The sequence below is a fragment of the Streptomyces sp. NPDC037083 genome (assembly GCF_055606485.1).
Window position 1 is genome coordinate 557,520 of sequence record NZ_JBVJSQ010000004.1, and the last position, 25,636, is coordinate 583,155.

21 protein-coding genes and 1 tRNA gene are annotated in these 25,636 nt (G+C 72.8%); 11 read left to right on the forward strand and 11 right to left on the reverse strand.

All coding sequences use genetic code 11. From position 1 onward, the window contains the following. Positions 1 to 71: 71 nt before the first annotated feature. Positions 72 to 1,925, reverse strand: coding sequence for an ATP-binding protein (locus tag ACZ7DE_RS14555; RefSeq protein WP_470760967.1), 1,854 nt, complete (start codon positions 1,923 to 1,925; stop codon positions 72 to 74). After that, positions 1,926 to 3,326: a DUF2201 family putative metallopeptidase gene (locus tag ACZ7DE_RS14560; RefSeq protein WP_470760969.1), complete on the reverse strand. Its 1,401-nt coding sequence runs from the start codon at positions 3,324 to 3,326 to the stop codon at positions 1,926 to 1,928. Between the two features lie 97 nt (positions 3,327 to 3,423). Here ACZ7DE_RS14560 and ACZ7DE_RS14565 point away from each other — a divergent pair. Then, positions 3,424 to 3,499, forward strand: a tRNA-Trp gene (locus ACZ7DE_RS14565). Positions 3,500 to 3,517: 18 nt separating this feature from the next. Here ACZ7DE_RS14565 and ACZ7DE_RS14570 read toward each other — a convergent pair. From ACZ7DE_RS14570 to ssgD, 5 genes are all read right to left on the reverse strand, one after another. Continuing rightward, complete coding sequence (locus ACZ7DE_RS14570) at positions 3,518 to 4,357, reverse strand: hypothetical protein (RefSeq protein WP_470760971.1); 840 nt, start codon at positions 4,355 to 4,357, stop codon at positions 3,518 to 3,520. Positions 4,358 to 4,441: 84 nt separating this feature from the next. Further along, complete coding sequence (locus ACZ7DE_RS14575; RefSeq protein ID WP_470760974.1) at positions 4,442 to 5,416, reverse strand: acyl-ACP desaturase; 975 nt, start codon at positions 5,414 to 5,416, stop codon at positions 4,442 to 4,444. A 215-nt stretch (positions 5,417 to 5,631) separates the two neighbouring features. After that, on the reverse strand, positions 5,632 to 6,408 hold the full coding sequence (ddaH, locus tag ACZ7DE_RS14580) for a dimethylargininase (protein ID WP_470760976.1): 777 nt from the start codon (positions 6,406 to 6,408) through the stop codon (positions 5,632 to 5,634). Between the two features lie 139 nt (positions 6,409 to 6,547). Further along, entirely contained in the window at positions 6,548 to 8,170 is a 1,623-nt protein-coding gene (locus ACZ7DE_RS14585) for an ABC-F family ATP-binding cassette domain-containing protein (protein ID WP_470760978.1), read from the reverse strand. Between the two features lie 278 nt (positions 8,171 to 8,448). Then, positions 8,449 to 8,865 carry a spore wall synthesis regulator SsgD gene (ssgD, locus tag ACZ7DE_RS14590; RefSeq protein WP_470760980.1) on the reverse strand — a complete coding sequence of 139 codons (417 nt, stop codon included), beginning with the start codon at positions 8,863 to 8,865 and terminating at the stop codon, positions 8,449 to 8,451. A 223-nt stretch (positions 8,866 to 9,088) separates the two neighbouring features. Here ssgD and ACZ7DE_RS14595 point away from each other — a divergent pair, with 223 nt between their 5' ends. The 3 genes from ACZ7DE_RS14595 to ACZ7DE_RS14605 all read left to right on the forward strand — a co-directional run bounded on the left by ACZ7DE_RS14595 (position 9,089) and on the right by ACZ7DE_RS14605 (position 11,335). Next, complete coding sequence (locus ACZ7DE_RS14595) at positions 9,089 to 10,198, forward strand: WD40/YVTN/BNR-like repeat-containing protein (protein WP_470760982.1); 1,110 nt, start codon at positions 9,089 to 9,091, stop codon at positions 10,196 to 10,198. Between the two features lie 50 nt (positions 10,199 to 10,248). Beyond that, entirely contained in the window at positions 10,249 to 10,578 is a 330-nt protein-coding gene (locus ACZ7DE_RS14600) for a plasmid stabilization protein (RefSeq protein WP_470761109.1), read from the forward strand. A gap of 61 nt (positions 10,579 to 10,639) precedes the next feature. Beyond that, complete coding sequence (locus ACZ7DE_RS14605; protein ID WP_470760984.1) at positions 10,640 to 11,335, forward strand: endonuclease V; 696 nt, start codon at positions 10,640 to 10,642, stop codon at positions 11,333 to 11,335. Positions 11,336 to 11,380: 45 nt separating this feature from the next. Here ACZ7DE_RS14605 and ACZ7DE_RS14610 read toward each other — a convergent pair whose 3' ends face one another. Then, positions 11,381 to 12,553, reverse strand: coding sequence for a saccharopine dehydrogenase family protein (locus ACZ7DE_RS14610; protein WP_470760987.1), 1,173 nt, complete (start codon positions 12,551 to 12,553; stop codon positions 11,381 to 11,383). 91 nt (positions 12,554 to 12,644) lie between these two features. Between ACZ7DE_RS14610 and ACZ7DE_RS14615 the strand changes: the two genes are divergently transcribed. The 4 genes from ACZ7DE_RS14615 to ACZ7DE_RS14630 all read left to right on the forward strand — a co-directional run bounded on the left by ACZ7DE_RS14615 (position 12,645) and on the right by ACZ7DE_RS14630 (position 17,802). Further along, positions 12,645 to 13,025 (forward strand): MmcQ/YjbR family DNA-binding protein, encoded by a 381-nt coding sequence (locus ACZ7DE_RS14615; RefSeq protein WP_470760991.1) that lies wholly within the window; start codon positions 12,645 to 12,647, stop codon positions 13,023 to 13,025. Between the two features lie 132 nt (positions 13,026 to 13,157). Next, complete coding sequence (locus ACZ7DE_RS14620) at positions 13,158 to 14,372, forward strand: CaiB/BaiF CoA transferase family protein (RefSeq protein WP_470760993.1); 1,215 nt, start codon at positions 13,158 to 13,160, stop codon at positions 14,370 to 14,372. Continuing rightward, a complete protein-coding gene (locus ACZ7DE_RS14625; RefSeq protein ID WP_470760996.1) occupies positions 14,369 to 15,583 on the forward strand; it encodes an acetyl-CoA C-acetyltransferase in 1,215 nt (404 codons plus the stop codon). The genes ACZ7DE_RS14620 and ACZ7DE_RS14625 overlap by 4 nt, the downstream gene beginning before the upstream one ends. A 41-nt stretch (positions 15,584 to 15,624) precedes the next feature. Then, complete coding sequence (locus tag ACZ7DE_RS14630; RefSeq protein WP_470760998.1) at positions 15,625 to 17,802, forward strand: 3-hydroxyacyl-CoA dehydrogenase NAD-binding domain-containing protein; 2,178 nt, start codon at positions 15,625 to 15,627, stop codon at positions 17,800 to 17,802. Positions 17,803 to 17,814: 12 nt separating this feature from the next. On the opposite strand, the gene ACZ7DE_RS14635 is transcribed toward ACZ7DE_RS14630, so the two are convergent. Continuing rightward, positions 17,815 to 18,528 carry a MerR family transcriptional regulator gene (locus tag ACZ7DE_RS14635; protein WP_470761000.1) on the reverse strand — a complete coding sequence of 238 codons (714 nt, stop codon included), beginning with the start codon at positions 18,526 to 18,528 and terminating at the stop codon, positions 17,815 to 17,817. Between the two features lie 231 nt (positions 18,529 to 18,759). Here ACZ7DE_RS14635 and ACZ7DE_RS14640 point away from each other — a divergent pair, with 231 nt between their 5' ends. Both ACZ7DE_RS14640 and ACZ7DE_RS14645 read left to right on the forward strand, forming a co-directional pair. Next, the gene (locus tag ACZ7DE_RS14640; RefSeq protein ID WP_470761001.1) at positions 18,760 to 20,226 is read left to right on the forward strand and encodes an amino acid permease; all 1,467 of its coding nucleotides are present in this window, start codon (positions 18,760 to 18,762) and stop codon (positions 20,224 to 20,226) included. A gap of 227 nt (positions 20,227 to 20,453) precedes the next feature. Then, positions 20,454 to 21,425, forward strand: coding sequence for an adenosine kinase (locus ACZ7DE_RS14645; protein WP_470761003.1), 972 nt, complete (start codon positions 20,454 to 20,456; stop codon positions 21,423 to 21,425). A gap of 24 nt (positions 21,426 to 21,449) precedes the next feature. Here the strand turns inward: ACZ7DE_RS14645 and ACZ7DE_RS14650 are convergent, their stop codons facing one another. Both ACZ7DE_RS14650 and ACZ7DE_RS14655 read right to left on the reverse strand, forming a co-directional pair. Then, positions 21,450 to 21,629: a hypothetical protein gene (locus ACZ7DE_RS14650; protein ID WP_470761005.1), complete on the reverse strand. Its 180-nt coding sequence runs from the start codon at positions 21,627 to 21,629 to the stop codon at positions 21,450 to 21,452. Between the two features lie 110 nt (positions 21,630 to 21,739). Next, a complete protein-coding gene (locus tag ACZ7DE_RS14655; RefSeq protein WP_470761008.1) occupies positions 21,740 to 23,233 on the reverse strand; it encodes a M1 family metallopeptidase in 1,494 nt (497 codons plus the stop codon). Positions 23,234 to 23,606: 373 nt separating this feature from the next. Here ACZ7DE_RS14655 and ACZ7DE_RS14660 point away from each other — a divergent pair, with 373 nt between their 5' ends. After that, on the forward strand, positions 23,607 to 25,550 hold the full coding sequence (locus tag ACZ7DE_RS14660) for a Xaa-Pro dipeptidyl-peptidase (protein ID WP_470761010.1): 1,944 nt from the start codon (positions 23,607 to 23,609) through the stop codon (positions 25,548 to 25,550). Positions 25,551 to 25,636: the final 86 nt, after the last annotated feature.

Genomic DNA, 25,636 nt, shown 5'->3' on the forward strand with positions numbered 1-25,636 from the left:
CTGCCGCCCGCCGCGCCGGACGGTCCGGCGAGGACCGGCGTCGGCGTCCCTCGGCCCGTCGTCGGTGACGTTCAGCGCCGCATCCCCGTGAACACGCCCATCCAGAACTTCTGCTGCTTCTCCGAGGCGCCGACCAGGTACGTCGCCCGGAGCTTCGCCGGCAGATGCGCCACCAGCCGGGTCACCACGGCGTGGTGCCTGCGCAGTTGGGACAGCTCAGCGTTGGCGAGGATCTGGTGGACGACGTCACTGTCGTCCCCGCCCTCGTCGGACCGGGCGGCGGCGCGGCGCAGCCGTGCCTCCCACACGTCCGCGTCGCGCACCAGCTCGCGCAGCCCCGTGACGGGACGGCCCCCGAGACGGTCGATCAGGGCGGTCAGCGACACCGGCGCGTACTCGCCGTCGCCGAGGTAGACCGTCGCCATCTCCAGCGGCAGCCCGCGCCGGTGCAGCTTGATCAGCCGCTCCAGGGTGCGCTTGGTGATCCAGGCGCGGCCCTCCTCGTCGATGTCGTGCTTCCACCACTCCAGGACCGTCTCGGCGTCCGCCCCGTACCGCGCCAGCAGCCACTCGTTGGCCGGGATGTCCTCCGGCGCGACCTCCAGCGAGGCGGTGAACCGGGTCGCCTGGGCGATGTTGTTGCGGGACACCAGCAGCTTGCGGCCCAGGTGGTACGGCGGGTTCTGCACGGCGATCTGGGCCCGCAGGTTCTCGATCCGCCGCCCGGCCAGCGACCACTCCTGGGTGATCTCCATGAGCTTGGCGAACGCGGCCTTGTCCTTGGGCCGGTTGTACTCGTCCCACACGACGGCCTTGGGCTCGGGCCCGGTGAACTTCGCCGCCAGCAGGTTGTCCAGCGTGCCGTCCGGCGACGGGACGGGCGCGCACAGGTCCTCGACGTTGGTCACCGGCAGCGAGAAGTACAGCGCGTCCCGCCCCAGCCCCGCGCGCACGGTCTCGCGCACCAGCTCCGTCTTGCCGCACCCGGGCGGCCCCTGCAGCAGTACCGTCCAGCGGTTGCGCAGGGCCGCCAGGACCACCTGCCGGACGGGGTCGGGGACCGTGGCCGGGTTGGGCACGCCCAGCGCCTGTGCGAGGCGGTCGAGGATCTCGGCCGTGCGGTTCTGCCCGGGCCGGCCGTCCGGTCCCGGCTCCGTCAGCCGCAGCCGCTCGCCGTCCACCAGGGGAAGCCCCCAGCGCAGCGGGAACCCCTCACGGGCGTTGGCCAGGACATGGTCGAGGGTGCGCGGGGAGAGCAGCTCGCGCAGCGCGGGGGAGAGCGACGCCCACAGGGCGAACACCGGACGCAGGTCCCAGGGGCGGTACTTGGCGGCGAGGTGCCGGCGCCACGACGTGTCGTTCGCCGTGATCCGCATCGTGACCATGCGGTCCAGCAGCGCCAGATCGCTGCGCCGGGCCGAGGTCTCCGCGAGCGACTCGTTGTCGGTGAGGAAGACGCCGACGCAGCCGAGGGCACGCAGATCGTGCTCGCCGAGCGTCCAGTCGCAGGCGATCTGCATCAGCTGCGACTGGACGGTGTGGCCCGCCTGCAGCGAGTCGTCGATGAGCAGCACGAACGGCCGGCCCGGCTTCAACTGGCTCATGACCAGCTGGCGCAGCACCAGTTCGCCCGAGTGCGGGTCGCGCACGGGCGCGTTGACGAGCAGGTCGTCCGGGGTCAGGTTGGCCGCCGGCACGTACACCAGCTCGACGCCGGGGTGGGCGCGCGCGATGTGCGCGAAGAACGTCGCCGTCTTGCCGATGCCGTGCTCGCCGAAGACCTGCCCGGTCTGCCCGAGGTCGATCATCGCGTCGATGAAGCCCTCGAGGCGTGAGACCTCGGGGCGTCCGACCTCGGGGCGTGAGACCTCGGGGCGTGCGGAGGGGCCGTCGGCGTCGGCCGGGTGCTGTGTGCGCGTGCTCATCTATCGCGATCCCGTGGTCACGCGATGGCAGGCCATCGCAGGTGTGTGCGTCTCGGGCCACTCGGCCCCGTGCTCGGTGATGAGCCAGATCCATCGCTCGGGCTCGGCCGGGGTGATGGGCGGCGCGTGGCCGTCGGTGAGGACGACGACCGCGTCCGGACGCTCGTCGAAGCGGCGGCCGCCGACCTCGGTGCGTCCCTCCACGTAGTCCGCGACCGCCTGGAAGCTCGTGCCGCCCCCGCCGTGGACGCGCTCGCCCGGGGCGAAGGGCATCACCACGGAGTCGAAGGACAGCCAGTGCGCCTCGACGCCGTCGATCCGGCCGACCAGGTCGGTGAGCCAGCGCACGACGTGGTCCGGCATCGATCCGGACGTGTCGTAGGCGATCACCAGGACCTTGTCGCGGACCGGTCCGCGACGCGCCAGCATCGGATCGTGGCCGAGGGCGGCGAGCAGGGCGCCCCGCTTCTTCGGGTACACCAGCCGCTCGCCGTCGCGCAGCTTCGAGCCGAGGACGTCGACCAGCCAGCGCTGCCACCAGTGGACCGTGCGCGTCCGCGTGGTGCCGCCGCGCAGGGCGCCCGCGCCGAGCCTGCCCCACAGACGGGCGGCGCGCGGCGAGTCGTGCTCCGTGCGGCCCATGAGGTCCAGCAGCTCCCGCTCCGCGCCCGCGTGCCCGCGCCGCGCCGCCAGCAGGGAATTGAGCAGGGCCGAGGACGTCACCGCGTCGACGGTCTCCTGGTCCGCGGGGACCGCGCCGGCCACCTGGTGCGGGCACAGCCGCTGTTCCACGGGCGGGTGGTGCATGCGCTTCAGTTCGCCGTACACGCGCAGGTCGGTCTGCGTGAACGTCTCGTACGACACCGGCTCCAGGCCGTGCGCCGTCAGATCCTCGACGTACAGACCGTGCACCTGCCTGGGGTCGACGCCGACCGGGCGGCCGTGCAGCAGGGGCAGACCGGAGCGGCCCAGCCGCACCAGGGCCACATGGTTCACGGACACCTCGGCGGCCAGCGCGAACACCGGGTCCGCGCGCAGCTCGGGCTCGGCGAGCAGATGCCGGTGCACGAGGTGCCGGGCCTCGTGGAACAGCACGAACTTGACGCCGTCCAGGCCCAGTGCGACGAAGAAGTCCGGGTTGTACAGCAGCAGGCAGACGCCGTCCCCGGAGGCGACCACGGCCGCCGTGTCGACCGCGGTGGTGGGGATCTGGTGGTGGCACTTGGTGTACAGCCAGGACGCCACCGCCGACTCGGTCAGCCCGAAGTCCAGCAGCGCGGCCTCCTTCAGCCGCCGTGCCTCGGCGACCGCCCCGGGCGCCGCCGGCCGGTACGCCTCCAGCGCCCTGCGGTCGGCCAGGTCGATCACCGGCGGACGCCGCCCCCGCTCCCCGTACGTCATGCCGAGCCCCCGTGCCCTGTTCGCCGCGCTTTCCCCGTGCCTCATTGGTAGCAGGCCCCTCCGACATCGGGCCAAGGCATTACGCTGCGGGGCAAGGGCGGGGCCGTAGCGCAGAGGCAGCCGCATCGGTCTCCAAAACCGGATCACGCTGGTTCGAATCCAGCCGCCCCGCCCCCTCGCACGGTCCGCGCTCAGGCGATGGCGCCGGCCGTCGTCACCAGCTCCGGAGCCGTCCCGTGGAAGGTGTCCATGAGCTGCGCCAGCACGGCCCAGGCCTCCTCGCGCTCGCCCAGGCAGTCCCGCACGAGCGGGCGCAGCAGGTCCTCGGCCTCGTGGACGCGCGCCGGGAACAGCACATGTCCCAGGGACAGCACCTCCAGGACCCGCGACGCCGGGCGGTGCTCCGTGACGTACTGGGCGGGGCCGTCGAGCACGCCCGCCTGCCGCACCCGATGGGTGAACTTGGCATGCGAGCCGAACCGGGCGCGCAGGGCGGGCGGGCAGTCCGGGCGGATCGACAGCACCCAGCGGGCGTAACCGGGCAGGGGGCGTTCGCCGTCCGCCGCGCCGACCGTCCGCCAGTCGTCCTCGGTGAGCACCATGGACCCGGCCGCGCGGGCGGCGGGCATCGACGTCGCCTCGCGCAGGGCGCCGACCAGACCGTGGCGGACGTAGCTCTCGGGGACGTCGGGTTCGTCCTGCCGGTGGGCCGACCGCAGCGGCGGACGCTCCCCGCGCCCGGGGCCGAACCGCACTCCGCGCGCGAGGGCCCGGCGCAGGCCGTCGTCGCCGACGAAGCGCCACACGAGGGCGTTGAGCCCGGGGTCGTCCTGCTCCATGACCCACAGCAGCACGGAGACGGGCACGGCGGACCACGTCCGCGGGCTGTTCATCCTGCGCTCGACCGCGGCCCGCTTCCCGGGCCGGGCCGCGGGCAGACCGATGCGCGCGCGTACCCGCTCGGCGGTGTCCTCGCCGGTCAGGCCGAGCAGGAAGCCGACCGCGTGCCGGACCGTGTCGCTGTGGTGCATGGCGGCATGATGCCGCAGACGGCGAACGGCCCGCACCGGAAAATCGATTCCCTGTGCGAGCCGTGCGGGGTGCGGGGCGTGCGGTCAGCCGGCGGCGCGGGCCGCCATGCGGGCCTTGCGCGCGGCGAGCTTCTCGTCGAACTTCAGCGCCTCGGCGTCCAGGCCGCCCATGTACAGGCCGAGCTCCTCCTGCGCCTGCCGCCCCTCCGGACCGAGACCGTCGATCTCCATGACCTTCAGGAAGCGCAGCACGGGCTGGATGACGTCGTCGTGGTGGATGCGCAGGTTGTAGATCTCGCCGATCGCCATCTGCGCGGCGGCGCGCTCGAAGCCGGGCATGCCGTGGCCGGGCATGCGGAAGTTGACGATGACGTCGCGCACGGCCTGCATGGTGAGGTCGGGAGCGAGCTCGAAGGCGGCCTTGAGCAGGTTGCGGTAGAAGACCATGTGCAGGTTCTCGTCGGTCGCGATGCGCGCCAGCATGCGGTCGCAGACCGGGTCGCCGGACTGGTGGCCGGTGTTGCGGTGCGACACGCGGGTCGCGAGCTCCTGGAAGGACACGTACGCGACCGAGTGCAGCATCGAGTGGCGGTTGTCCGACTCGAAGCCCTCGCTCATGTGGGCCATCCGGAACTGCTCCAGCGTGTCCGGGTCCACCGCGCGCGAGGCGAGCAGGTAGTCGCGCATGACGATGCCGTGGCGGCCCTCCTCGGCCGTCCAGCGGTGCACCCAGGTGCCCCAGGCGCCGTCCCGGCCGAAGAGCGAGGCGATCTCGTGGTGGTAGCTGGGCAGGTTGTCCTCGGTGAGCAGGTTCACGACCAGCGCGATCCGGCCGATCTCGGTGACCTTGGACTGCTCCTTGTCCCAGGCCTCGCCGTCCTCGAAGAACCCGGGGAAGTTGCGGCCGTCGCTCCACGGCACATACTCGTGCGGCATCCAGTCCTTGGTGACCTTCAGGTGCCGGTTGAGTTCGGTCTCGACCACTTCCTCCAGCGCGTACAACAGCTTGGCGTCGGTCCAGACGGCGGGGCTGCCGAGGTGAGGGGAGGCGATCGTCACGAGAACTCCAGGGGACGTAAAGCGGAGTGGAACAATCCGGCGAGCGGGGCCGGAACTTACGGGATCGTAGGCTACGAATCCGTAGGTTACGAAGCCGTGGATTAAGTTCTGCGTAAAGAGCGCTGATCAGCAGGGTCACGCCGAACAATTCGGGGCATGACAAACAGCCCCGGGAACCGCAGGTCCCAGGGCCGAAGAGGTGTATGTTCACCCGGTCAGGCGTACAGCTCCCGCAGGCGCACCGAGAGACATGTCACACAGCCCTCGAGCTTCTCGAACTCGCTGATGTCGACCACGACGGGCTCGTGACCGAGCTCGGCGAGCAGGTCCGCCGTCTTCGGCGCGCTCGCCGCCATGAGCACGTGCGGGCCGCCGAGGAGCACCACGTGCGAGCCGGCCTCCTCGGGCACCGACAGGAAGCGCGGGAACAGCGACGGCCGGTCCACCTTGGGGATGTGGCCGATCACCGTGCCGTCCGGCAGCGCCGTGACCGCCGACTTCAGATGCAGCACCTTGCTCACCGGAACGGCCACGACCCGCGCCCCCAGCGGTTCGAAGGCGGCCCGCACCTGCTGGACGCCGGCCGCGTTGGTCCGCCCGCCCCGCCCGACGTAGATGGTGTCGCCGATCTTGAGGACGTCGCCGCCGTCCAGGGTGCCCGGCTCCCAGATCCAGTTCACCGAGCAGCCCAGGCGCGCCACCGCCTCCTCGACGCCGACGGTCTCCTCGCGCCGGGACTCGGCTCCCGAGCGCGCGATCAGGGCGACGTTCTTGTACATCACCACCGTGTCCTCGACGAACACGGAGTCCGGGCAGTCGTCGGCCGGGTCGACCTCGACGGTGTCCCAGCCGTGCGTCCGCAGGGCCTCGGCGTAGGCCTCCCACTGTTCCAGGGCGAGCTCCACGTCGACCTTCTCCCGCTCGACATGCGTCACCAGGCCTTCGGCGAGGCGCGGGCTGGGGCGGCGGATGAGGGCCTTCTTGCTGGGCACGTCCAGGTCTCCGAATCGGGTGGCACAACCGGCGCCTCGGACGCGGCGCCGGTCAGCCATCATGCAGCGCGGAACCACCAGGACAAAACCCCGCAGTAACAATGTGGCCCTCCTGAGACCCGCGCGGGCGGCGAAGGCCCTACGCCGGGTCCGCCACCTCCTGCGCCGTCGTCTCCCGCAACTCCCCGTCCAGCAGCAGCCAGCGGGTGATGCCGACGGACTCCAGGAACGCCAGGTCGTGACTGGCCACGATCAGCGCCCCCTCGTACGACTCCAGGGCCGTGGTGAGCTGACGCACGCTGGCCATGTCGAGGTTGTTGGTCGGCTCGTCCAGCATCAGCAGCTGCGGTGCGGGCTCGGCCAGCATCAGGGCCGCCAGGGTCGCCCGGAAGCGCTCCCCGCCGGACAGCGTCGCGGCCTTCTGGTCGGCGCGGCCGCCCCGGAACAGGAAGCGGGCCAGCCGCGCCCGGATCCGGTTGGCGGTCGCGCCCGGCGCGAACCGGGCCACGTTCTCGAACACGGTGAGGTCGCCGTCGAGGACGTCGAGGCGCTGGGGCAGGAAACGCAGCGGCACGTGCGCGTGCGCCTCGCCCGCCTCCGGCGCGAGCTCCCCGGCGATCGTGCGCAGCAGCGTCGTCTTGCCCGCGCCGTTGCGCCCGACGAGCGCCACGCGCTCGGGGCCGCGCAGATCGAAACCGCCGTCCACGCGCGCCCCGTACGCGAGCCGCAGGTCCATCAGGGTGAGGACGTCGCGGCCCGGCGGCACCGCCGTGAACGGCAGGTCGACGCGGATCTCGTCGTCGTCCCGCACGGCCTCCACCGCCTCGTCGAGCCGGCCCCTGGCCTCGGCGAGCTTCTCCTCGTGCATGATCCGGTGCTTGCCCGCCGATTCCTGCGCCGCGCGCTTGCGGGCCCCCATGACGATCTTCGGCTCGCGCTTCTGGTCGAACATCTTCTGCCCGTACCGCTTGCGGCGGGCCAGTTTGACCTGGGCGTCGGCCAGTTCGCGCTTCTGTTTGCGCAGGTCGGCCTCCGCGACCCGGACCATGCGCTCGGCGGCCTCCTGTTCTGCGGCCAGGGCCTCCTCGTAGGCGGAGAAGTTGCCCCCGTACCAGGTGATCTCCCCGGCGCGCAGGTCGGCGATCTGGTCGACGAGGTCGAGCAGCTCCCGGTCGTGACTGACCACGACCAGCACGCCGGGCCAGGCCGAGACGGCCGCGTACAGCCGCCGCCGGGCGTACAGGTCCAGGTTGTTGGTCGGCTCGTCCAGCAGCAGGACGTCCGGCCGGCGCAGCAGCAGGGCGGCCAGCCGCAGCAGGACGGACTCGCCGCCGGAGACCTCGCCGATGGTGCGGTCGAGGCCGACGTGCCCGAGCCCGAGCTCGCCGAGGGTGGCCAGGGCGCGCTCCTCGACGTCCCAGTCGTCGCCTACGGTCTCGAAGTGCTCCTCGCCGACGTCGCCGGCCTCGATGGCGTGCAGGGCGGCCCGCCGGGCGGCGATGCCGAGCGCCTCGTCGACCCTGAGGGCCGTGTCCAGGGTGACGTTCTGGGGGAGGTGGCCGACCTCGCCCGCGACGCGTACGGAGCCGTCGGCGGGGCGCAGTTCTCCGGCGATCAGCTTCAGCAGGGTCGACTTGCCGGAGCCGTTCGCGCCGACGAGTCCGGTCCGGCCGGAGCCGAAGGCGACGTCCAGTCCCTCGAGGACGGCAGTGCCGTCGGGCCAGGAGAAGGTGAGGGAGGTACAGGTGATGGAATGAGTCAAAACGGGCCTCGCGGTTGCGTGTGCGGTCAGGGCAACGCGTGTCGAGACACCGGAGAGCGGCGACCACCGCCGTGGCGGGGGAGCGCGGAGACAGCAGGAAGGCCCCGCTCCGCAGGGACGGCTCGCAGGCCGAGGTCGCACGCGGCGCACACACTTCAGACGTGTGGCGCGGTGTCTCAGGACCTCAGACGAGCAACGTCCTTCTCCAATCGGCGGCAACAGAACCGTTTCACACCGTAGAAGGGGCCGGGAGGGCTGTCAAAGGATTTACGAAGGGGTCAGCAGGCGTCCCGCATCAGCTCCGCCAGGTCGTGGTCGAGGTCGAGCTGACGGTGTTCCGTGCCGGCGGGCACCAGTTCGCCGGAGGCCTGCAGGAAGCGGCGGATGTCCGCCGAGTGGACGTGCACGACGGCGGTGCCCTCGGGCGCGTGGAACTCCAGGACCGTGCGGTCGTAGCCGTAGGGGCGCACCCGGACGTCGCCGTGGCCCTCGGCGTCGTGCAGGCCCGCCGAGAGCAGCTCACGGGCGAAGGTCCAGCACACCTCGACGCCCTCCAGGGTGGCCGGAGCGGGGAACGTCATGCGGACGGCGAAGGGATCCTGGCGGTCGTAGTGCAGTGTGGCGGGGATGCTCTGCATCCGCGGCGCGGCGGCGACCAGACGGGCCTCGACGGGCTGCTCGATGACGGTGGACAACGCCTTGCTCCCTCGTGACGGCGGGACGAACTTCCGGGCGGTGCGTCCGGACACTGGAAGAGACGCCGGAACCGGCCGATCCGTGCACACGCATTCCTAGTGACCTCGGTCACCGCCTTTCATGCACGGGAGTGACGCACCTTTCCTCCCGTGCCCCACAAGGCGGTTGAGGCGTACGCGGCATCTGGACGCCACCGAAACCCGTGGGCTAGCTTCGCCCGCCATGAGGCGCTTGGGGAAGACGCGACGCACGACACGGACAGCACGCACGAGCGGCCGGGCGGCGGCCGCGCTCTGCGGGGCGGCGCTAGCGGTCCTGACCGCGCTGCCGGCCCAGGCGGACACCAAGGTCCCCGCGGCGCCGCACTGGGACCTCAAGGACACCGGCGCGGGCGCGGTGCGGTTCCGCGGGCTCGCGGCGGTCGACCGCGACACCGCCTGGGTGGCCGGCACCCGGGGCACCGTCCTGCGCACCGTCGACGGCGGCGCGAGCTGGCGCGACGTGTCGCCGCCCGGCGCCGCCGACCTGCAGTTCCGCGACGTCGAGGCGTTCGACGCGCGCCGCGCGGTGGTGCTGGCCATCGGAGAGGGCGAGGCGTCGCGGATCTACCGCACGCAGGACGGCGGAAAGACCTGGACGGAGTCCTTCCGCAACGCCGACGCGCGCGCGTTCTACGACTGCATGACGTTCTTCGACCGCCGCCACGGCCTCGCCGTGAGCGACCCCGTGGACGGGAGGTTCCGCGTCCTGTCGACGAGCGACGGCGGCCGCTCCTGGAAGGTGCTGCCCGACGAGGGGATGCCGGCCGCCCTGGACGGCGAGGCGGGCTTCGCCGCGAGCGGCCAGTGCCTGGTCGCCTCCGGGCCCGAGGACGTCTGGCTGGCGACCGGCGGGGCGGCACGCGCGCGGGTGCTGCACTCCTCCGACCGCGGGCTGACGTGGAAGGCCGCGGACGCCCCGATCCCGGCGGGAGACCCCGCGCGCGGGGTGTTCGCCGTCGCCTTCCGCGACCGCGCCCACGGCCTCGCCGTCGGCGGCGACTACCGGCCCGACCAGACGTCCCCGCGGGCCGGCGCGAGGACCGGGGACGGCGGCCGCGCCTGGCGGCCCGCCGCCACGCCCCCGCCTGCCTACCGCTCCGGTGTCGCCTGGCTCCCGCACAGCCGCAGCGCCGCGCTCGCCGTCGGGCCCACCGGCACGGACCTGACCACCGACGCGGGCCGCTCCTGGCGCACCCTCGACACCGGCTCGTACGACACCGTGGACTGCACCGCCGACCTCGGCTGCTGGGCCGCGGGCGAACAGGGGCGCGTGGCACGTCTGGAGGGCTGAACCTTCTTCCGGGTACCCGACGGGCGCGAACGCGAGAGGAGTGAGCTGCCCTGCCGCGCGGTTCCAGCCCCAAGCGGGAGCGCCAGTACGAACACATCAAGGAGAGTGCGCAGGACCGGGGTGAGAGCGCCGGCCGCGCGAAGGAGATCGCCGCCCGCACGGTCAACAAGCAGCGCGCCCGCGCGGGCGAGTCCAAGACCGCCGGCCGCACGTCCACGCAGGACATGCCGTCCGGCAGGCGGGGCGGTCAGCGGTCCGGGAAGGGCTCCCAGGGGCCCACGTACGACCCGCTGTACGAGGAGGCCGAGCGGCGGGGCGTCAAGGGCCGTTCGGACATGGACAAGAGCCGGCTGCAGCGGGCGCTGGACCGCGAGAGCTGAAGCGCCCGCCCCAAAATCACGATCGCGGGTCCGTGCGCGGGGGCCGTAGGCTCGTCCCACCATGACGACCGTAAGCATTCCCGCGGGCTGGCCCGCGACCGAGGAAGAGGCCCGCGCCGTCCAGGACGAGCTGCGGGCACGGGTGGTGCTCGACGAGCCGGGTCCGCCGCCCGGAACGGGACACGTGACGGGGGTCGACGTCGCCTACGACGACGAACGGGACGTCGTCGCGGCGGCCGCCGTCGTGCTGGACGCGGCGAGCCTGGACGTCGTCGCCGAGGCCACGGCCGTCGGACGGATCTCCTTCCCGTACGTGCCCGGACTGCTCGCCTTCCGTGAGATCCCCACCGTGCTCGCCGCCCTGGACGCGCTGCCGTGTGCGCCCGGTCTGGTCGTCTGCGACGGCTACGGCCTCGCGCACCCGCGCCGGTTCGGTCTCGCGAGCCACCTCGGCGTCCTCACCGGACTGCCCACGATCGGCGTCGCCAAGAACCCGTTCGTCTTCGTCCACGACGAGCCGGACGCGCCGCGCGGATCCTCGTCGCCCCTGCTGGCGGGCGACGAGGAGGTGGGCCGTGCGCTGCGCACCCGCGCGGGCGTGAAGCCGGTCTTCGTGTCCGTCGGCCACCGCGTCACCCTGGACCGGGCCTGTGCCCACACCCTCGCCCTGACCGCCGGGTTCCGGCTCCCGGAGACCACCCGCCGGGCGGACTCACTGTGCCGCAAGGCCCTCCGGGAGGCGACGATCCGCCACTGACCCACCTGCTGGTGCGCGCAGCCGGCGACGGGATCGGCGGACGCCTCAGCGGCGGGCCGCGACGCGGAACCGGACACCCGCCCGGGTCAGCCGCCCGGTCAGCGCGTCGCCCATCGCCACCGCCGTGGTGACCTGCCCCGCCGTCGGCGGGAGCGCGTCGAGGACGAGGGCCATCGCCGCCTCGGCGAACATCTTCGCCGTCTCGTCGTAGCCGGGATCGCCGCCCGCGACCTCGGTGTACACCCGTCGGCCGCCGCCCTCGCCGACGAACCGGACGGAGAACCAGCTCCGCGCCCGCTTCTGCGCGCTCGGCCCCTCGCCGGGCTTGAGCCGGTCCGACAGCCAGCGCCGGGCGGGCGGCACCTGGGCCGCCGCGGCCAGCGTCCCGACCGCCGCGACGCCGCCCACCGCGACGGGCAGCCGCCGTACGGCCGCGAAGTGGCGGTAGCGGAAGTCGGGCCCGTAGCGCTGCAGAGCCCGCGCCGACCGGAGGACGATCTGCGGGTCGATGGTCGGCAGCGGCAGGGCCCAGGCGCCGACCTCGGGGGCGAACCGGGGCGCGCCCACCGGTGCCGTGGCCCGGCGGCCCATCAGCCGCGGTTCGTGCCGGCGTCGCTCCCGCGCGGCGGCCGCCATCTGCCGCCCGCGGGCGAACTGGCCCAGCGCGGAGGCGAAGGTGCCGCCGGAGAAGGCGGCGTCGGCGGTCACGAAGCCGTCCACGGTCAGCGGCACGCCCTCGGGCAGCTGCCGGACGGTGAAGTACACGCCCAGGTCGTGCGGGACGGAGTCGAAGCCGCACGCGTGGATCAGCCGCGCACCCGTCTCCCGGGCGCGGGCGTCGTGCCGGACGTACATCAGGTCCACGAACTCGGGTTCGCCGGTGAGGTCGAGGTAGTCGGCGCCGGTGTCCGCGCAGGCGGCGACCAGTTCCTCGCCGTACCGCACGTAGGGGCCCACCGTGGTGGCCACCACGCGCGCGTGCTCCGCGAGGGCGCGCAGCGAGGCCGGGTCCGCGACGTCGGCCCGCACCACCCCCACGTCCACGCCGAGCCGTGCGCGCAGCCGCTCCAGCTTCGCCGCGTCGCGGCCGGCGATCGCCCAGCGCAGCTCGGCGGGCGCGTGCGCGGCGAGGTACTCCGCGGTGAGCGTCCCGACGAAGCCGGTGGCCCCGAAGAGCACGATGTCGTACGGACGGTCCGACCTTTTCAGCCTGCTCATGACATCCCTTCGCCGTGCAGCCCGCGCCGCTGTCGGTGGCTGAGGCTAGCGTGAGGAGTGCGGAGCCCGACGACGAGCCCGGAGGCAGCCGGTGGCGGTACCCGAACAGGCCCTGAGGAAGTGGGAGAAAGTGCACGCGTTCGCCCTGCGGCTGCCGGGGGCCGGCGAGGAGTTCCCGTGGGGCGAGTCGGTGGCCAAGGTGGGCGGGAAGGTGTTCGTGTTCCTGGGCGTCCGGGACGGAAGTCATCCGCTCGGCGTCACGGTCAAGCTCAAGGACGAGACCGTGCACGCCCACGCGCTGGCCTCCCCGGGCGCCGAACCCGCCGGATACGGCCTGGGCAGGGCCGGATGGGTGAGCCTCCCGCTGGAGGAAAAGGGCGCGCCCGCGGTCGAGCTGCTGTGCGACTGGGTGGAGGAGAGCTACCGCGCGATCGCGCCGAAGCGGCTGACCGCAGAGCTGGACGCCCGCTGAGGGCTGGCGGACGACGCCGGACCGGCGCACCCTAAAGTGGCTAAGCGCTTGCTCGCTCAGCACTTGTGCCCACTCGACCACGTTCATAACATCACTGGTGTTACATCGGTTGTGTCACAGCAAGGGGGCTGGATGACGACGGGACGGACGGCCGGGCAGGGCCCGCTGACCGGCGTACGCGTGGTGGAGCTCGCCGGGATCGGCCCCGGGCCCTTCGCGGGCATGCTCCTGGCCGACCTCGGCGCCGACGTCGTCCGTGTGGACCGCCCCGGCGGCTCCCCCCTCTCCATCGACCCCTCCCACGACGTCACCAACCGCAACAAGCGCTCGGTGATCGTCGACCTGAAGGCGCCGGACGGCCCCGCGCGCGTGCTCGACCTCGCCGCCCGCGCCGACGTGCTCATCGAGGGCAACCGGCCGGGCGTGGCCGAGCGCCTGGGCGTCGGCCCCGAGGACTGCCACGCCCGCAACCCCCGTCTGGTCTACGGCCGGATGACCGGCTGGGGTCAGCACGGCCCCCTCGCCCCCCGCGCGGGCCACGACGTGGCCTACATCGCCGTCACCGGGGCCCTCGGCATGATCGGCGCCCCCGACCGGCCGCCGCCGGCCCCCGCCAACCTGCTCGGCGACTACGCGGGCGGCTCCCTGTACCTCGTGGTCGGCGTCCTCGCGGCCCTGCATCACGCGCGCGTGAGCGGCGTCGGCCAGGTCGTGGACGCGGCCATCGTCGACGGCGCCGCCCACCTCTCCGCGATGATCCACGGCATGCTCGCCGCCGGCGGCTGGCAGGACCGGCGGGGCGCCAACCTGCTCGACGGCGGCTGCCCGTACTACGGGACGTACGAGACCGCCGACGGCGGTCACATGGCCGTCGGCGCGCTGGAGCCGCAGTTCTACGACGAGTTCGTGGGCCTCCTGGGCCTCGGCGACTTCCATGACGCCCGCAAGGACTGGACGCGCTGGGGAGAGCTGCGGGAGGCCGTCGCCGTCCGCTTCAGGTCCCGCACCCGCGACGAGTGGACGGCGGTCTTCGAGGGCTCCGACGCGTGCGTGGCGCCCGTGCTGTCACTGCGCGAGGCCCCGCACCACCCGCACCTCGCGGCCCGCGGCACCTTCACCGACCACGGCGGCATCACCCAGCCCGCCCCCGCGCCCCGCTTCTCGGCCACGCCCACAGCCGTCCGCACGGGACCGGCCGTGCCCGGCGCCGACACGCGCGAGGTGGCCCGTGACTGGGACGTACCGCATCTCGTGACGGACCGTGAGCAGTCCTCCCCCGAACACTCCGCCCCAGGGCGGCTGACCCCGCCCGCCTCGGCCCACCTTCCCGAAAGGCCTGTCCAGTGAGCACCGAAGCGTACGTGTACGACGCGATCCGCACCCCGCGCGGGCGTGGCAAGGCCAACGGCGCCCTGCACGGAACGAAGCCCATCGACCTCGTCGTCGGCCTCATCCACGAACTCCGCGACCGATTCCCCGGCCTCGACCCGGCCGCCGTCGACGACATCGTGCTCGGCGTCGTCGGCCCGGTGGGCGACCAGGGCTCCGACATCGCACGCATCGCCGCCCTCGCGGCAGGTCTGCCGGACACCGTGGCGGGCGTGCAGGAGAACCGCTTCTGCGCCTCGGGTCTGGAGGCCGTCAACCTGGCCGCCATGAAGGTCCGTTCCGGCTGGGAGGACCTCGTCCTCGCGGGCGGCGTGGAATCGATGTCGCGGGTGCCGATGGCCTCCGACGGAGGCGCCTGGTTCAACGACCCGATGACCAACCTGGCCGTCAACTTCGTCCCGCAGGGCATCGGCGCGGACCTCATCGCCACCATCGAGGGCTTCTCCCGGCGTGACGTCGACGAGTACGCGGCGCTGTCGCAGGAGCGGGCGGCGACGGCCTGGAAGGAGGGGCGCTTCGACCGCTCCGTCGTCCCGGTGAAGGACCGGGCCGGCCTGGTCGTCCTCGACCACGACGAGCACCCCCGCCCCGGCACCACCGCCGACTCCCTCGCCGCGCTGAAGCCGTCCTTCGCCGACATCGGCGAGCTGGGCGGATTCGACGCGGTGGTCCTGCAGAAGTACCACTGGGTGGAGAAGATCGACCACGTCCACCACGCGGGCAACTCCTCCGGCATCGTGGACGGCGCCTCCCTGGTCGCGATCGGCACCAAGGAGGTCGGCGAGCGCTACGGACTCACCCCCCGCGCGCGGATCGTCTCCGCGGCGGTCTCCGGCTCCGAGCCGACGATCATGCTCACCGGCCCCGCCCCCGCCACCCGCAAGGCCCTCGCCAAGGCCGGCCTGACCATCGACGACATCGACCTCGTCGAGATCAACGAGGCGTTCGCGGCGGTCGTCCTGCGCTTCGTCAAGGACATGGGCCTGTCCCTGGACAAGGTCAACGTCAACGGCGGCGCGATCGCCCTCGGTCACCCGCTCGGCGCCACCGGCGCGATGATCCTCGGCTCGCTCGTCGACGAACTGGAGCGCCAGGACAAGCGCTACGGCCTCGCCACCCTGTGCGTCGGCGGCGGCATGGGCATCGCCACCGTCGTCGAGCGCGTCTGACCACCCCGGCGGAACCACAAGACTTCTACGGAGACCCCGTCATGACACAGAGCACCACGATCCGCTGGGAACAGGACCGCACCGGCCTCGTCACCCTCGTCCTCGACGATCCCGACCAGTCCGCGAACACCATGAACGCGGCGTTCCGCGCCTCCCTCGCCGCGGTCGTCGACCGTCTGGAGGCCGAGAAGGACTCCATCCGAGGCATCGTCCTCACCTCCGCCAAGAAGACCTTCTTCGCCGGCGGCGACCTGCGCGACCTCATCCGCGTCACCCCCCGGACGGCCCAGGAGCTCTTCGAGGGCGGACTGGAGATCAAGCGCAACCTCCGCCGCATCGAGACCCTCGGCAAGCCCGTCGTCGCCGCCCTCAACGGCGCGGCCCTCGGCGGCGGCTACGAACTCGCCCTCGCCTGCCACCACCGCGTCGCCCTCGACGCGCCCGGCTCCAAGATCGGCTGCCCCGAGGTCACCCTCGGCCTGCTCCCCGGAGGCGGCGGCGTCGTGCGCACCGTGCGCCTGCTGGGCATCACCGACGCCCTCCTCAAGGTCCTCCTCAAGGGCACCCAGTACAGCCCCCAACAGGCCTTGGAGCAGGGACTGATCCACGAGGTCGCCGCCACGCCCGAGGAACTGCTCGCCAAGGCCCGCGCCTTCATCGACGCCCACCCCGAGTCGCGGCAGCCCTGGGACGAGCCGGGCTACCGCATCCCCGGCGGCACCCCGTCCAACCCCAGGTTCGCCGCCAACCTGCCGGCCTTCCCGGCCAGCCTGCGCAAGGAGACCAACGGCGCCCCCTACCCGGCGCCGCGCAACATCCTCGCCGCGGCCGTCGAGGGCGCCCAGGTCGACTTCGAGACCGCGCAGGTCATCGAGGCCCGCTACTTCGTCGAACTGGCCGCGGGCCAGACGTCGAAGAACATGATCCAGGCGTTCTTCTTCGACCTCCAGGCCGTCAACTCCGGCGTCAGCCGCCCCAAGGGCGTCGAGCCGCGCCCCGTCCGCCGGGCCGCCGTCCTGGGCGCCGGGATGATGGGCGCGGGCATCGCCTACGCGTGCGCCCGCGCGGGCATCGACGTCGTCCTGAAGGACGTCTCCCTCGAGGCAGCCGTCAAGGGCAAGGGCTACTCCGAGAAGCTGTGCGCCAAGGCCGTCTCCCGGGGCCGCACCACGCAGGAGAAGGCGGACGCGCTCCTCGCCCGCATCACGCCCACCGCGGACCCCGCCGACCTGGCCGGCTGCGACGCCGTCATCGAGGCCGTCTTCGAGGACACCGCCCTCAAGCACAAGGTCTTCCAGGAGATCGAGCAGGTCGTCGCCCCCGACGCGCTGCTGTGCTCCAACACCTCCACCCTGCCCATCACCGCCCTCGCCGAGGGCGTCGAGCGCCAGGACGACTTCATCGGGCTGCACTTCTTCTCGCCCGTCGACAAGATGCCGCTCGTCGAGATCATCAAGGGCGAGCGCACCGGCGACGAGGCGCTCGCGCGCGCCTTCGACCTGGTCCGGCAGATCAAGAAGACGCCGATCGTCGTCAACGACTCGCGCGGTTTCTTCACCTCCCGGGTGATCGGCCACTTCATCAACGAGGGCGTCGCCATGGTCGGCGAGGGCATCGACCCCGCCTCCGTGGAGCAGGCGGCCGCCCAGGCCGGCTACCCGGCCAAGGTGCTCTCCCTGATGGACGAGCTGACGCTCACCCTTCCGCGCAAGATCCGCAACGAGTCGAAGCGGGCCGTCGAGGAGGCCGGCGGCACCTGGCCCGGACACCCCGCCGAGGCCGTCATCGACCGCATGGTCGACGAGTTCGGCCGCACCGGCCGCAGCGGGGGAGCGGGCTTCTACGAGTACGGCGAGGACGGCAGGCGCACCGGACTGTGGCCCGGACTGCGCGAGCACTTCACCCGCCCCGGCGCCGAGATCCCCTTCGAGGACATGCAGGAGCGCATGCTCTTCTCCGAGGCCCTCGACACCGTCAAGCTCCTGGAGGAGGGCGTCCTGACCTCCGTCGCCGACGCCAACATCGGCTCCCTCTTCGGCATCGGCTTCCCCGGCTGGACCGGCGGGGTCCTCCAGTACATCAACGGCTACGAGGGCGGCCTGCCCGGATTCGTGGCACGCGCGCGTGAGCTCGCCGAGCGCTACGGCGACCGCTTCACGCCGCCCGCCCTGCTGGTGGCGAAGGCGGAGAACGGGGAGACGTTCACGGACGCCCGCTGAGCGCCCGGCCCGTCACGGGGAGCCGTCGGACGGCGGCTCCCCGAGCCACTCCCGCAGCTCCTCGGTGAGCGAACGCTGGAACGCCGTGAGCAGGGCCTGCACGACCAGGGGCTGCATGTGCGCCGACAGGGACCGCACCGCCTGCGCGTCACGCTCCGGCACCTCCTCGCGCAGCAGCCGCGACAGCTCGTGGGCCGCGGCGCGCGCGTGGTCGAGCAGGACGGTGCGCGCCGCACGGATCGACTCCGGCGACAGCGGCACGTCCAGCAGCCGCACGCCCAGCCGCAGCAGGCCGAGGTCGACGCCGAACCCGTCCTGCTCGCGCCGTACGACGTTCATCGCGACGAGCCGGTCCAGGTCCTCCTCGTCGAGCGGCCGCCCCGCCCGCCGGCCCAGCTCCTCCCGCGTCATGGTCTCCACGGCGTCCGGCGACCAGGAGGCCACCACCGCCCGGTGCACGGCGAGGTCGTGGGCGTCGAGCCCGGGCGGCAGCCGGTCCAGGTAGCGCTCGATCGCCGCCAGCGTCAGGCCCTGCCCGCGCAGCTCCTCGATCAACGCGAGACGTGCGAGGTGGGCGGGACCGTAGTGGCCCACCCGGCGCGCACCGATCACGGGCGGCGGCAGGAGCCCCTTGGTGGAGTAGAAGCGCACGGTCCGCACCGTGACCCCCGCCCGGGCGGCCAGCTCGTCGACCGTGAGGGCCGGCTCCTCGGTCTCGATCGTCATGCGCAGCAGTATCGCTGTCACACCGGTGCTGTGAAACCCGGGGCGGGGGAGTGAGGAGCTGCCGTGAGGGCCGTGTGAGAAGCGACGCCGTGTGACGCCGACCACCGCATGGTCACCCTCCGCCTGGGAAGGTGCTGCCTTGGTCTGTGCCCCTACCAGGGAGCCGCGGGCCACGACCGTACGGACACCCGGGCGCACAAGGCCCGGGCGCACCAGAGAGTGGAACCACCCGTGAGCAAGGACACCGTGCACACGGCCGACGTCGCCGCCCACCCCCGGGCGACCGCGACACCCGCGGACGCGGGCGACGCCGGCTACAGCAAGGACCTCAAGCACCGCCACGTCAACATGATCGCCATCGGCGGCGCCATCGGCACCGGCCTCTTCCTGGGAGCGGGAGGGCGCCTGCACAACGCGGGCCCGGCCCTCGCGCTCGCCTACCTCGTCTGCGGGGTCTTCGCCTTCTTCGTGGTCCGCGCCCTCGGCGAACTGGTCCTGTACCGGCCCTCCTCCGGCTCCTTCGTGTCGTACGCGCGCGAGTTCCTCGGCGAGAAGGGCGCCTATGTCGCCGGCTGGATGTACTTCCTGAACTGGTCGACGACCGGAATCGCCGACATCACCGCGATCGCGCTGTACACGCACTACTGGAGCATGTTCACGAGCATTCCCCAGTGGGTGCTCGCGCTCGTCGCCCTCACGGTGGTGCTGGCCGTGAACCTGATCTCGGTGAAGATCTTCGGCGAGATGGAGTTCTGGTTCGCGATCGTCAAGGTCGCCACCCTCGTCGCCTTCATGTGCGTCGGCATCTTCCTGCTCGCCACCCGGCACGAGGTGGGCGGCCAGACGCCCGGCCCGAGCGTGATCACGGACCACGGCGGCCTCCTGCCGCACGGCATGATGCCCGTCGTCCTCGTCATGCAGGGCGTGATCTTCGCGTACGCCGCGCTGGAGCTGGTGGGCGTGGCCGCGGGCGAGACCGCCGAGCCGGAGAAGGTCGTCCCGCGCGCGGTGAACTCGATCATGTGGCGCGTGGGTCTCTTCTACGTCGGCTCGGTCGTCCTGCTCGCCCTCCTCCTGCCCGGCTCGGTCTACTCGGCCGACGAGAGCCCCTTCGTCACCGTGCTGTCGAAGATCGGCGTCTCGGGCGCCGGCGACGTGATGAACCTGGTGGTCCTCACGGCCGCCATGTCCTCCCTGAACTCCGGCCTGTACTCCACCGGCCGCATCCTGCGCTCCATGGCCATGGCGGGCTCGGCCCCGAGGTTCACCGCCCGGATGAACCGCAGCCAGGTCCCCTACGGCGGCATCCTGCTGACCTGCGGGGTCTGCGTCCTCGGCGTCGGCCTGAACTTCCTCATGCCCAGCCAGGCCTTCGAGATCGTGCTGAACATCGCCTCCCTCGGCATCATCAGCACCTGGGTGATCATCATGGTCTGCCACCTGGTCTTCGTGCGCCGCGCCCGGGCGGGCCTGGTGGAGCGGCCCTCCTTCCGGCTCCCCGGCAGCCCGGTCACGGAGATCGTCACGATCGCGTTCCTGATCGCCGTCCTCGGCCTGATGTGGAACGACCCCGAGGTCGGCCGCAAGACCCTCCTGCTGATCCCGGTGATCGGGGCCGCCCTCGTCGGCGGCTGGTACGCGGTCCGCAGCAGGGTGTCCAGGGCGGCCGACTCGGAGCTGTCGCAGCTCACGAAGTAGCGGTTCGCAGCCGCCGTGGGCGGCACCGCCCACGGCGGCGCCCTGCCGGCCGAGCCTCCCGCCGTACACCTGCGGCGGGAGGGGCCGTCCACCCGGGCGACGGCCCGCCGCGGATAGGCTTGCGGCTCGGCCGGGGCGAGGGGCCCCGTGCCGGCCGCTCACCGCTGGGGGCCGGCACGGCGGGGCGTCCCGGGGGCGGTGTACGACCACGGGGAGGGGCGACGCACATGCGCACGGAGACCGACACGGACATCCGCCGGGACATCGACGTCCTGGTCCTGGGCGGGGCCGGTGTGGACACCATCGTGTACGTGCCGGAGCTGCCGCTCCCGTACGCCGACAGCTACATGATCGACAGCGGGATCCGCGCCCGCGCCGGGCAGACCGGCGACTTCGTCGCCCTGGGCCTCGCCGCCCTCGGCCTGCGCACCCACCACCTGGACTTCCTCGGCGACGACCCCGAGGGCGACCTCGTCCGCGCCCTGCACCGGGACCGGGGCATCGCCCTCACCGGGATCCCACAGCCCGCCGGCACCAAGCGCGCGGTCAACCTGGTCGGCCCGGACGGGCGGCGGCTCTCGCTCTACGACAACAGCCGCGGCCGCCCCGACGACCGCTTCCCCGAGGACACGCTGCGCACCCTGGCCGCGGCGAGCCGTCACGCGCACGTGTCCATCACGCACCCCTGCGCCCAGGCCCTGCCCGCACTCCGCGCGGCGGGCGTCGGCATCTCCACCGACCTGCACAACTGGGACGGCGAGAACCCCTACCACGAGGCGTTCGCGTACCAGGCGGACGTCGTGTTCGTCTCCGCGACCGCGCTGACAGACCCGCGGGCGACCATGCGCCGCATCGCCGAACGCGGCCGGGCCGAGGCGGTCGTCGCCACGGCCGGCGCCGAAGGGGCGTACCTGCTGTCCGAGGGCGAGCTGACGCACGTTCCGGCCGTCGTCCCTCCCGCCCCGGTGGTCGACTCCAACGGCGCGGGCGACGCCTTCGCGTCCGCCTTCCTCTTCGGCTGGCTCGCCGGCGAGCCGGCCCGCCGGTGCGCCGAGTACGGCGCACTGGCGGGGGCGTACGCGTGCACGGTGCCGTCCACGCAGAGCGCCGCCCTGTCGCGCGCCGAGCTGCTGGCCGCGGCGGCCGCCTCCGCGGCCGTCACGGCTCACCCGGCCGGCGCCCACGAGGGCGGCGCCTGACCCGCGTCCGACGGGCCGGCGACGTCAGTTCTGCTTGCGTCTCGCGGCGGTGAGGCCGATCACCCCGACGAGGGCGACGACCGCGCCCAACAGGGTCAGCAGCGGCACACCGCCGATCAGACCGACGGCCATGACCACCGCCCCGACGAGCGGCAGTACCCTCCACACGCCCAGACCCTCGTTGCCGTTCCGCGCAGCTGCCATGGCCCTCTCCCCGCTCTCTCCACGATGCCTGCACGGCTTGCTACCCAAAGCCGCGCCACCTCAGACGGCGGTCAGCGGAGTTCCGTCCGTGCCGGGCGCCCGGCGAGCGGTCAGTGACCGTGCACGTCGTTCGTCGCCGCGATCTTCTTCCACGACCTCGGCGCGACGGGTGCGGCCGCCTTCCCGGAGATCGAAGCGGTCCGGGCCGCGGGCGCCGCCGGCTTCGCCGGCTGGAAGAGCCAGGTGTCGAACAGCGCCCCCAGCGGCTTCCCCGAGACCTGCTCGGCGTACTGCCGGAAGTCGGCGACCTCGGCGTTGCCGTAGGCGTGCTGCTGCGGCCAGCCCTTGAGGACGGTGAAGAAGGCGTCGTCGCCGATCTCGTTGCGCAGTGCCTGAACCGCCAGCGCACCCCGGTCGTAGACGGCGATGTCGAACTGGTTCGCCGGGCCCGGGTCGCCCGGCTTCACCGTCCAGAACGCGTCGTCGGCCGGGTGCGAGGCGTACACGTAGTCCGCGAGCTCCTGCGCCGTGCCCTCGTCCTCGTGCTCGGACCACAGCCACTGCGCGTACCGCGCGAAGCCCTCGTTGAGCCAGATGTCCTTCCAGCCGGCGACGGACACGAAGTCGCCGTACCACTGGTGGGCCAGCTCGTGCACGACCACGGAGGTGTTCGAGCCGGCCGCGAACTGCCGCGGGCTGTAGTAGGGCCGGGTCTGCGTCTCCAGCGCGTACCCCGTGGTCGTGTTCGGCACGTACCCGCCGAGCGCGTCGTAGGGGTACGGCCCGAAGTACCCGCTCAGCCAGTCGGCGATCTCCCCGGTCCGCTCGATGCTCGCCCGCGCCGCGCCGGCGTTGTCGCCCAGGTCCTTGCTGTAGGCGTTGAGGACCGGAATGCCGCTCTCGGACGTGCCGGTCGTGATGTCGAACCTCCCGACGGCGAGCGTGGCGAGATAGGTCGCCTGCGGCTTGTTCGACCGCCAGTTGTAGCGGGTCCAGCCGGCCCGTGAAGTCGTGGACCGGAGCGTGCCGTTGGAGATGGCCTGGGTGCCGTCGGGCACCTGGACCGACACGTCGTAGGTGGCCTTGTCGAGCGGGTGGTCGTTGCTGGGGAACCACCACCAGGCCGCCTCGGGCTCGTTCGCGCCGACCCCGCCGTCGGGAGTGCGGTGCCAGCTGGTGAAGCCGTACGCCTGCTTCGACGACGGGACGCCGCTGTAGCGCACCACGATCGTGACCGCCGAACCCTTGGGCAGCGCCTTCTTCGGCGTGATCTCCAGCTCGTGCTCGCCGGTGGCCGCGAACGCGGCCCGGGCGCCGTCGACCCGCACCTCGCTGACGTCCAGCAGGAAGTCCAGGTCGAACCGCGACAGGTCCTGCGTGGTCGTCGCGAGGATCGTCGCCGTCCCCTCCAACTCGTCCGTGGCCGGCTGGTACTTCAACCGCAGGTCGTAGTGGGAGACGTCGTATCCGCCGTTGCCGTAGGCCGGGTAGTAGGGGTCGCCGATGCCCGGGGCGCCGGGGGAGAGGCTCGCGGCCGATGCCGGGATCGCCAGCAGGACGGACGCGGCCGCGAGCGCGCCCGGCGCGAGGATTCTGCGGTGCACGAAAGCTCCAAGTCGTAGAGGCATGAGGTCTGTTCCGAGCCTATGGACTCCTTGTGTCCCAGGACCTGCCCACCGCCACCCCTGTCACACGATCGCCATTCGGCCGTCATGAGCGAACCACTCGCACGGTCGTGTTCCGGCCACCGCCGCCCCACACCGGCCATCCGGGGTCCGCCGCCCGGCCATCCGGGGTCCGCCGCCCGGCCATCCGGGGTCCGCTCCGGGTCCATCCCGGGTCCGACCCTCCTGACCATCCGGGGTCCGCTCCGGGTCCATCCCGGGTCCGACCCTCCGGACCATCCCGGGTCCGACCCCCGGTCCAGCCCCATCTGCCCTCTTCTGCACAGGAGTTGACCGGGGTACCGTCCCGCGCATGCCGACACGCATGCGCTTCACGACCTGGAGACCGCTCGCGACCGCCGTCATCACACTCCTGGTGGCCGCCTTCCTCACCCCCGCGGCGGCTCACGGCGCCCCCCGCGAGAGCCGACCCGTCCACTCCTACGAGAACGCCGTCCGCGAGGCCGTCTGGGTCGACACCGGACTCGACGCCGACGGCGACGGCGGGACGGACCGCGTCGCCGTCGACATCGTCCGCCCCCGCGAACCCGCCGCGCAGGGCCGCAAGGTGCCCGTCATCATGGACGCCAGCCCCTACTACTCCTGCTGCGGACGCGGCAACGAGGGGCAGCGCAAGACGTACGACGCGGCCGGAAACGTCGTCCAGATGCCGCTGTTCTACGACAACTACTTCGTCCCGCGCGGCTACGCGGTCGTCGGCGTCGACCTGGCCGGCACCAACCGCTCCGACGGCTGCGAGGACGTCGGCGGCCGATCCGAGGTCCAGTCCGCCAAGGCCGTCGTCGACTGGCTCAACGGTCGCGCCAGGGCCTACACCACCCGCACCGGCTCCACCGTCGCCACGGCGGGCTGGAGCAACGGCAGGACCGGCATGATCGGCAAGAGCTGGGACGGCACCATAGCCAACGCCGTCGCCGCCACCGGCGTACGGGGCCTGAGGACGATCGTCCCGATCGCCGCCATCTCCTCCTGGTACGACTACTACTTCGCCCAGGGCGCCCCCCTCTACGACTCCGGCCCCGACGCCCTCGCCGACTACGTCGACAGCCCCGACGCGCACGCCAAGTGCGCCGCCGTCCAGCGCCGGCTCGTCGACGAGGCCCCGCGCACCGGCGACTGGACGTCGCTGTGGACCGAGCGCGACTACGTCAGGAACGCGCACAAGGTGAAGGCCAGCGTCTTCCTCGTCCACGGTCTGCAGGACCTCAACGTCCGCACCAAGCACCTCGGCCAGTGGTGGGACGCCCTCGCGAAGAACGGCGTGAAGCGCAAGATCTGGCTCTCCCAGACCGGCCACGTCGACCCCTTCGACTTCCGCCGCGCCGACTGGGTCGACACCCTGCACCGCTGGTTCGACCACGAACTCCTGGGCTACGACAACGGCGTCGACCGCGAGCCCATGGCCGACATCGAGCGCCACCCCGGCCAGTGGGTCACCTCCAAGGTCTGGCCGCCGCGCGGCACGCAGTCCGCGACCCTGCGCCCGTCCGCCGGCGCGCGTCCCGGCGTCGGGACCCTCGGCCTGCGCGGGGGCGCCGGCACCGCGACCTTCACCGACGACCCGCAGCGCAGCGAGACCGACTGGGCCGCCCACGTCGACGCGCCGACCCCGGACAAGGCCGGCTTCGTCACCGGCGCCCTCACCCGCGACCTGCGCCTGTCCGGCTCCTCGAAGGTCACCGTGACCGCCACGCCCACCACGGCGACGGCCCACCTGAGCGCGGTCCTGGTCGACCTCGGCCCCGACACGATCCGCGACTACGCGGCGAGCGGCGAGGGCGTCACCACTCTCGCCGACCGCACCTGCTGGGGCGCGAGCACGGCAGGCGACAGCGCCTGCTTCAAGGAGACCGAGGCCGACACGGTCGACGTCGGCGCCACGGTCGTCAGCCGGGGCTGGGCCGACCTCGGCACCTACGCCCACCCCGGCCGGGGCGTCCCGCTCACGCCGGGCAGGGCGTACACGATCACCCTCGACCTCGCGGCCACCGACCACGTCGTGCCGGCCGGGCACCGACTGGCGCTGATCGTGGCGGGCACCGACAAGGACCTCATCGACCCGCCCGCCGACCGGCCCACCCTCACCCTGGACCTGTCCCGCACCTCGGCCCGGGTCCCCCTCGTCGGCGGCGCCAAGGCGTTCGCCGCCGCGACGGCGGGCTCGCCGGCGACCGCCCCCCACGCCGCCGCGACGGCCGGGGTGAGCGCACCGAGGAGCGCGTTCCGCATCCCGTGACCGGTCAGGAGGGGGCGGCGGGCGCGGCCGCCCCCTCCGCGCGTCCCCAGGCCACCGCCACCCCGCCCGGTCGCCGTGCCCGCAGC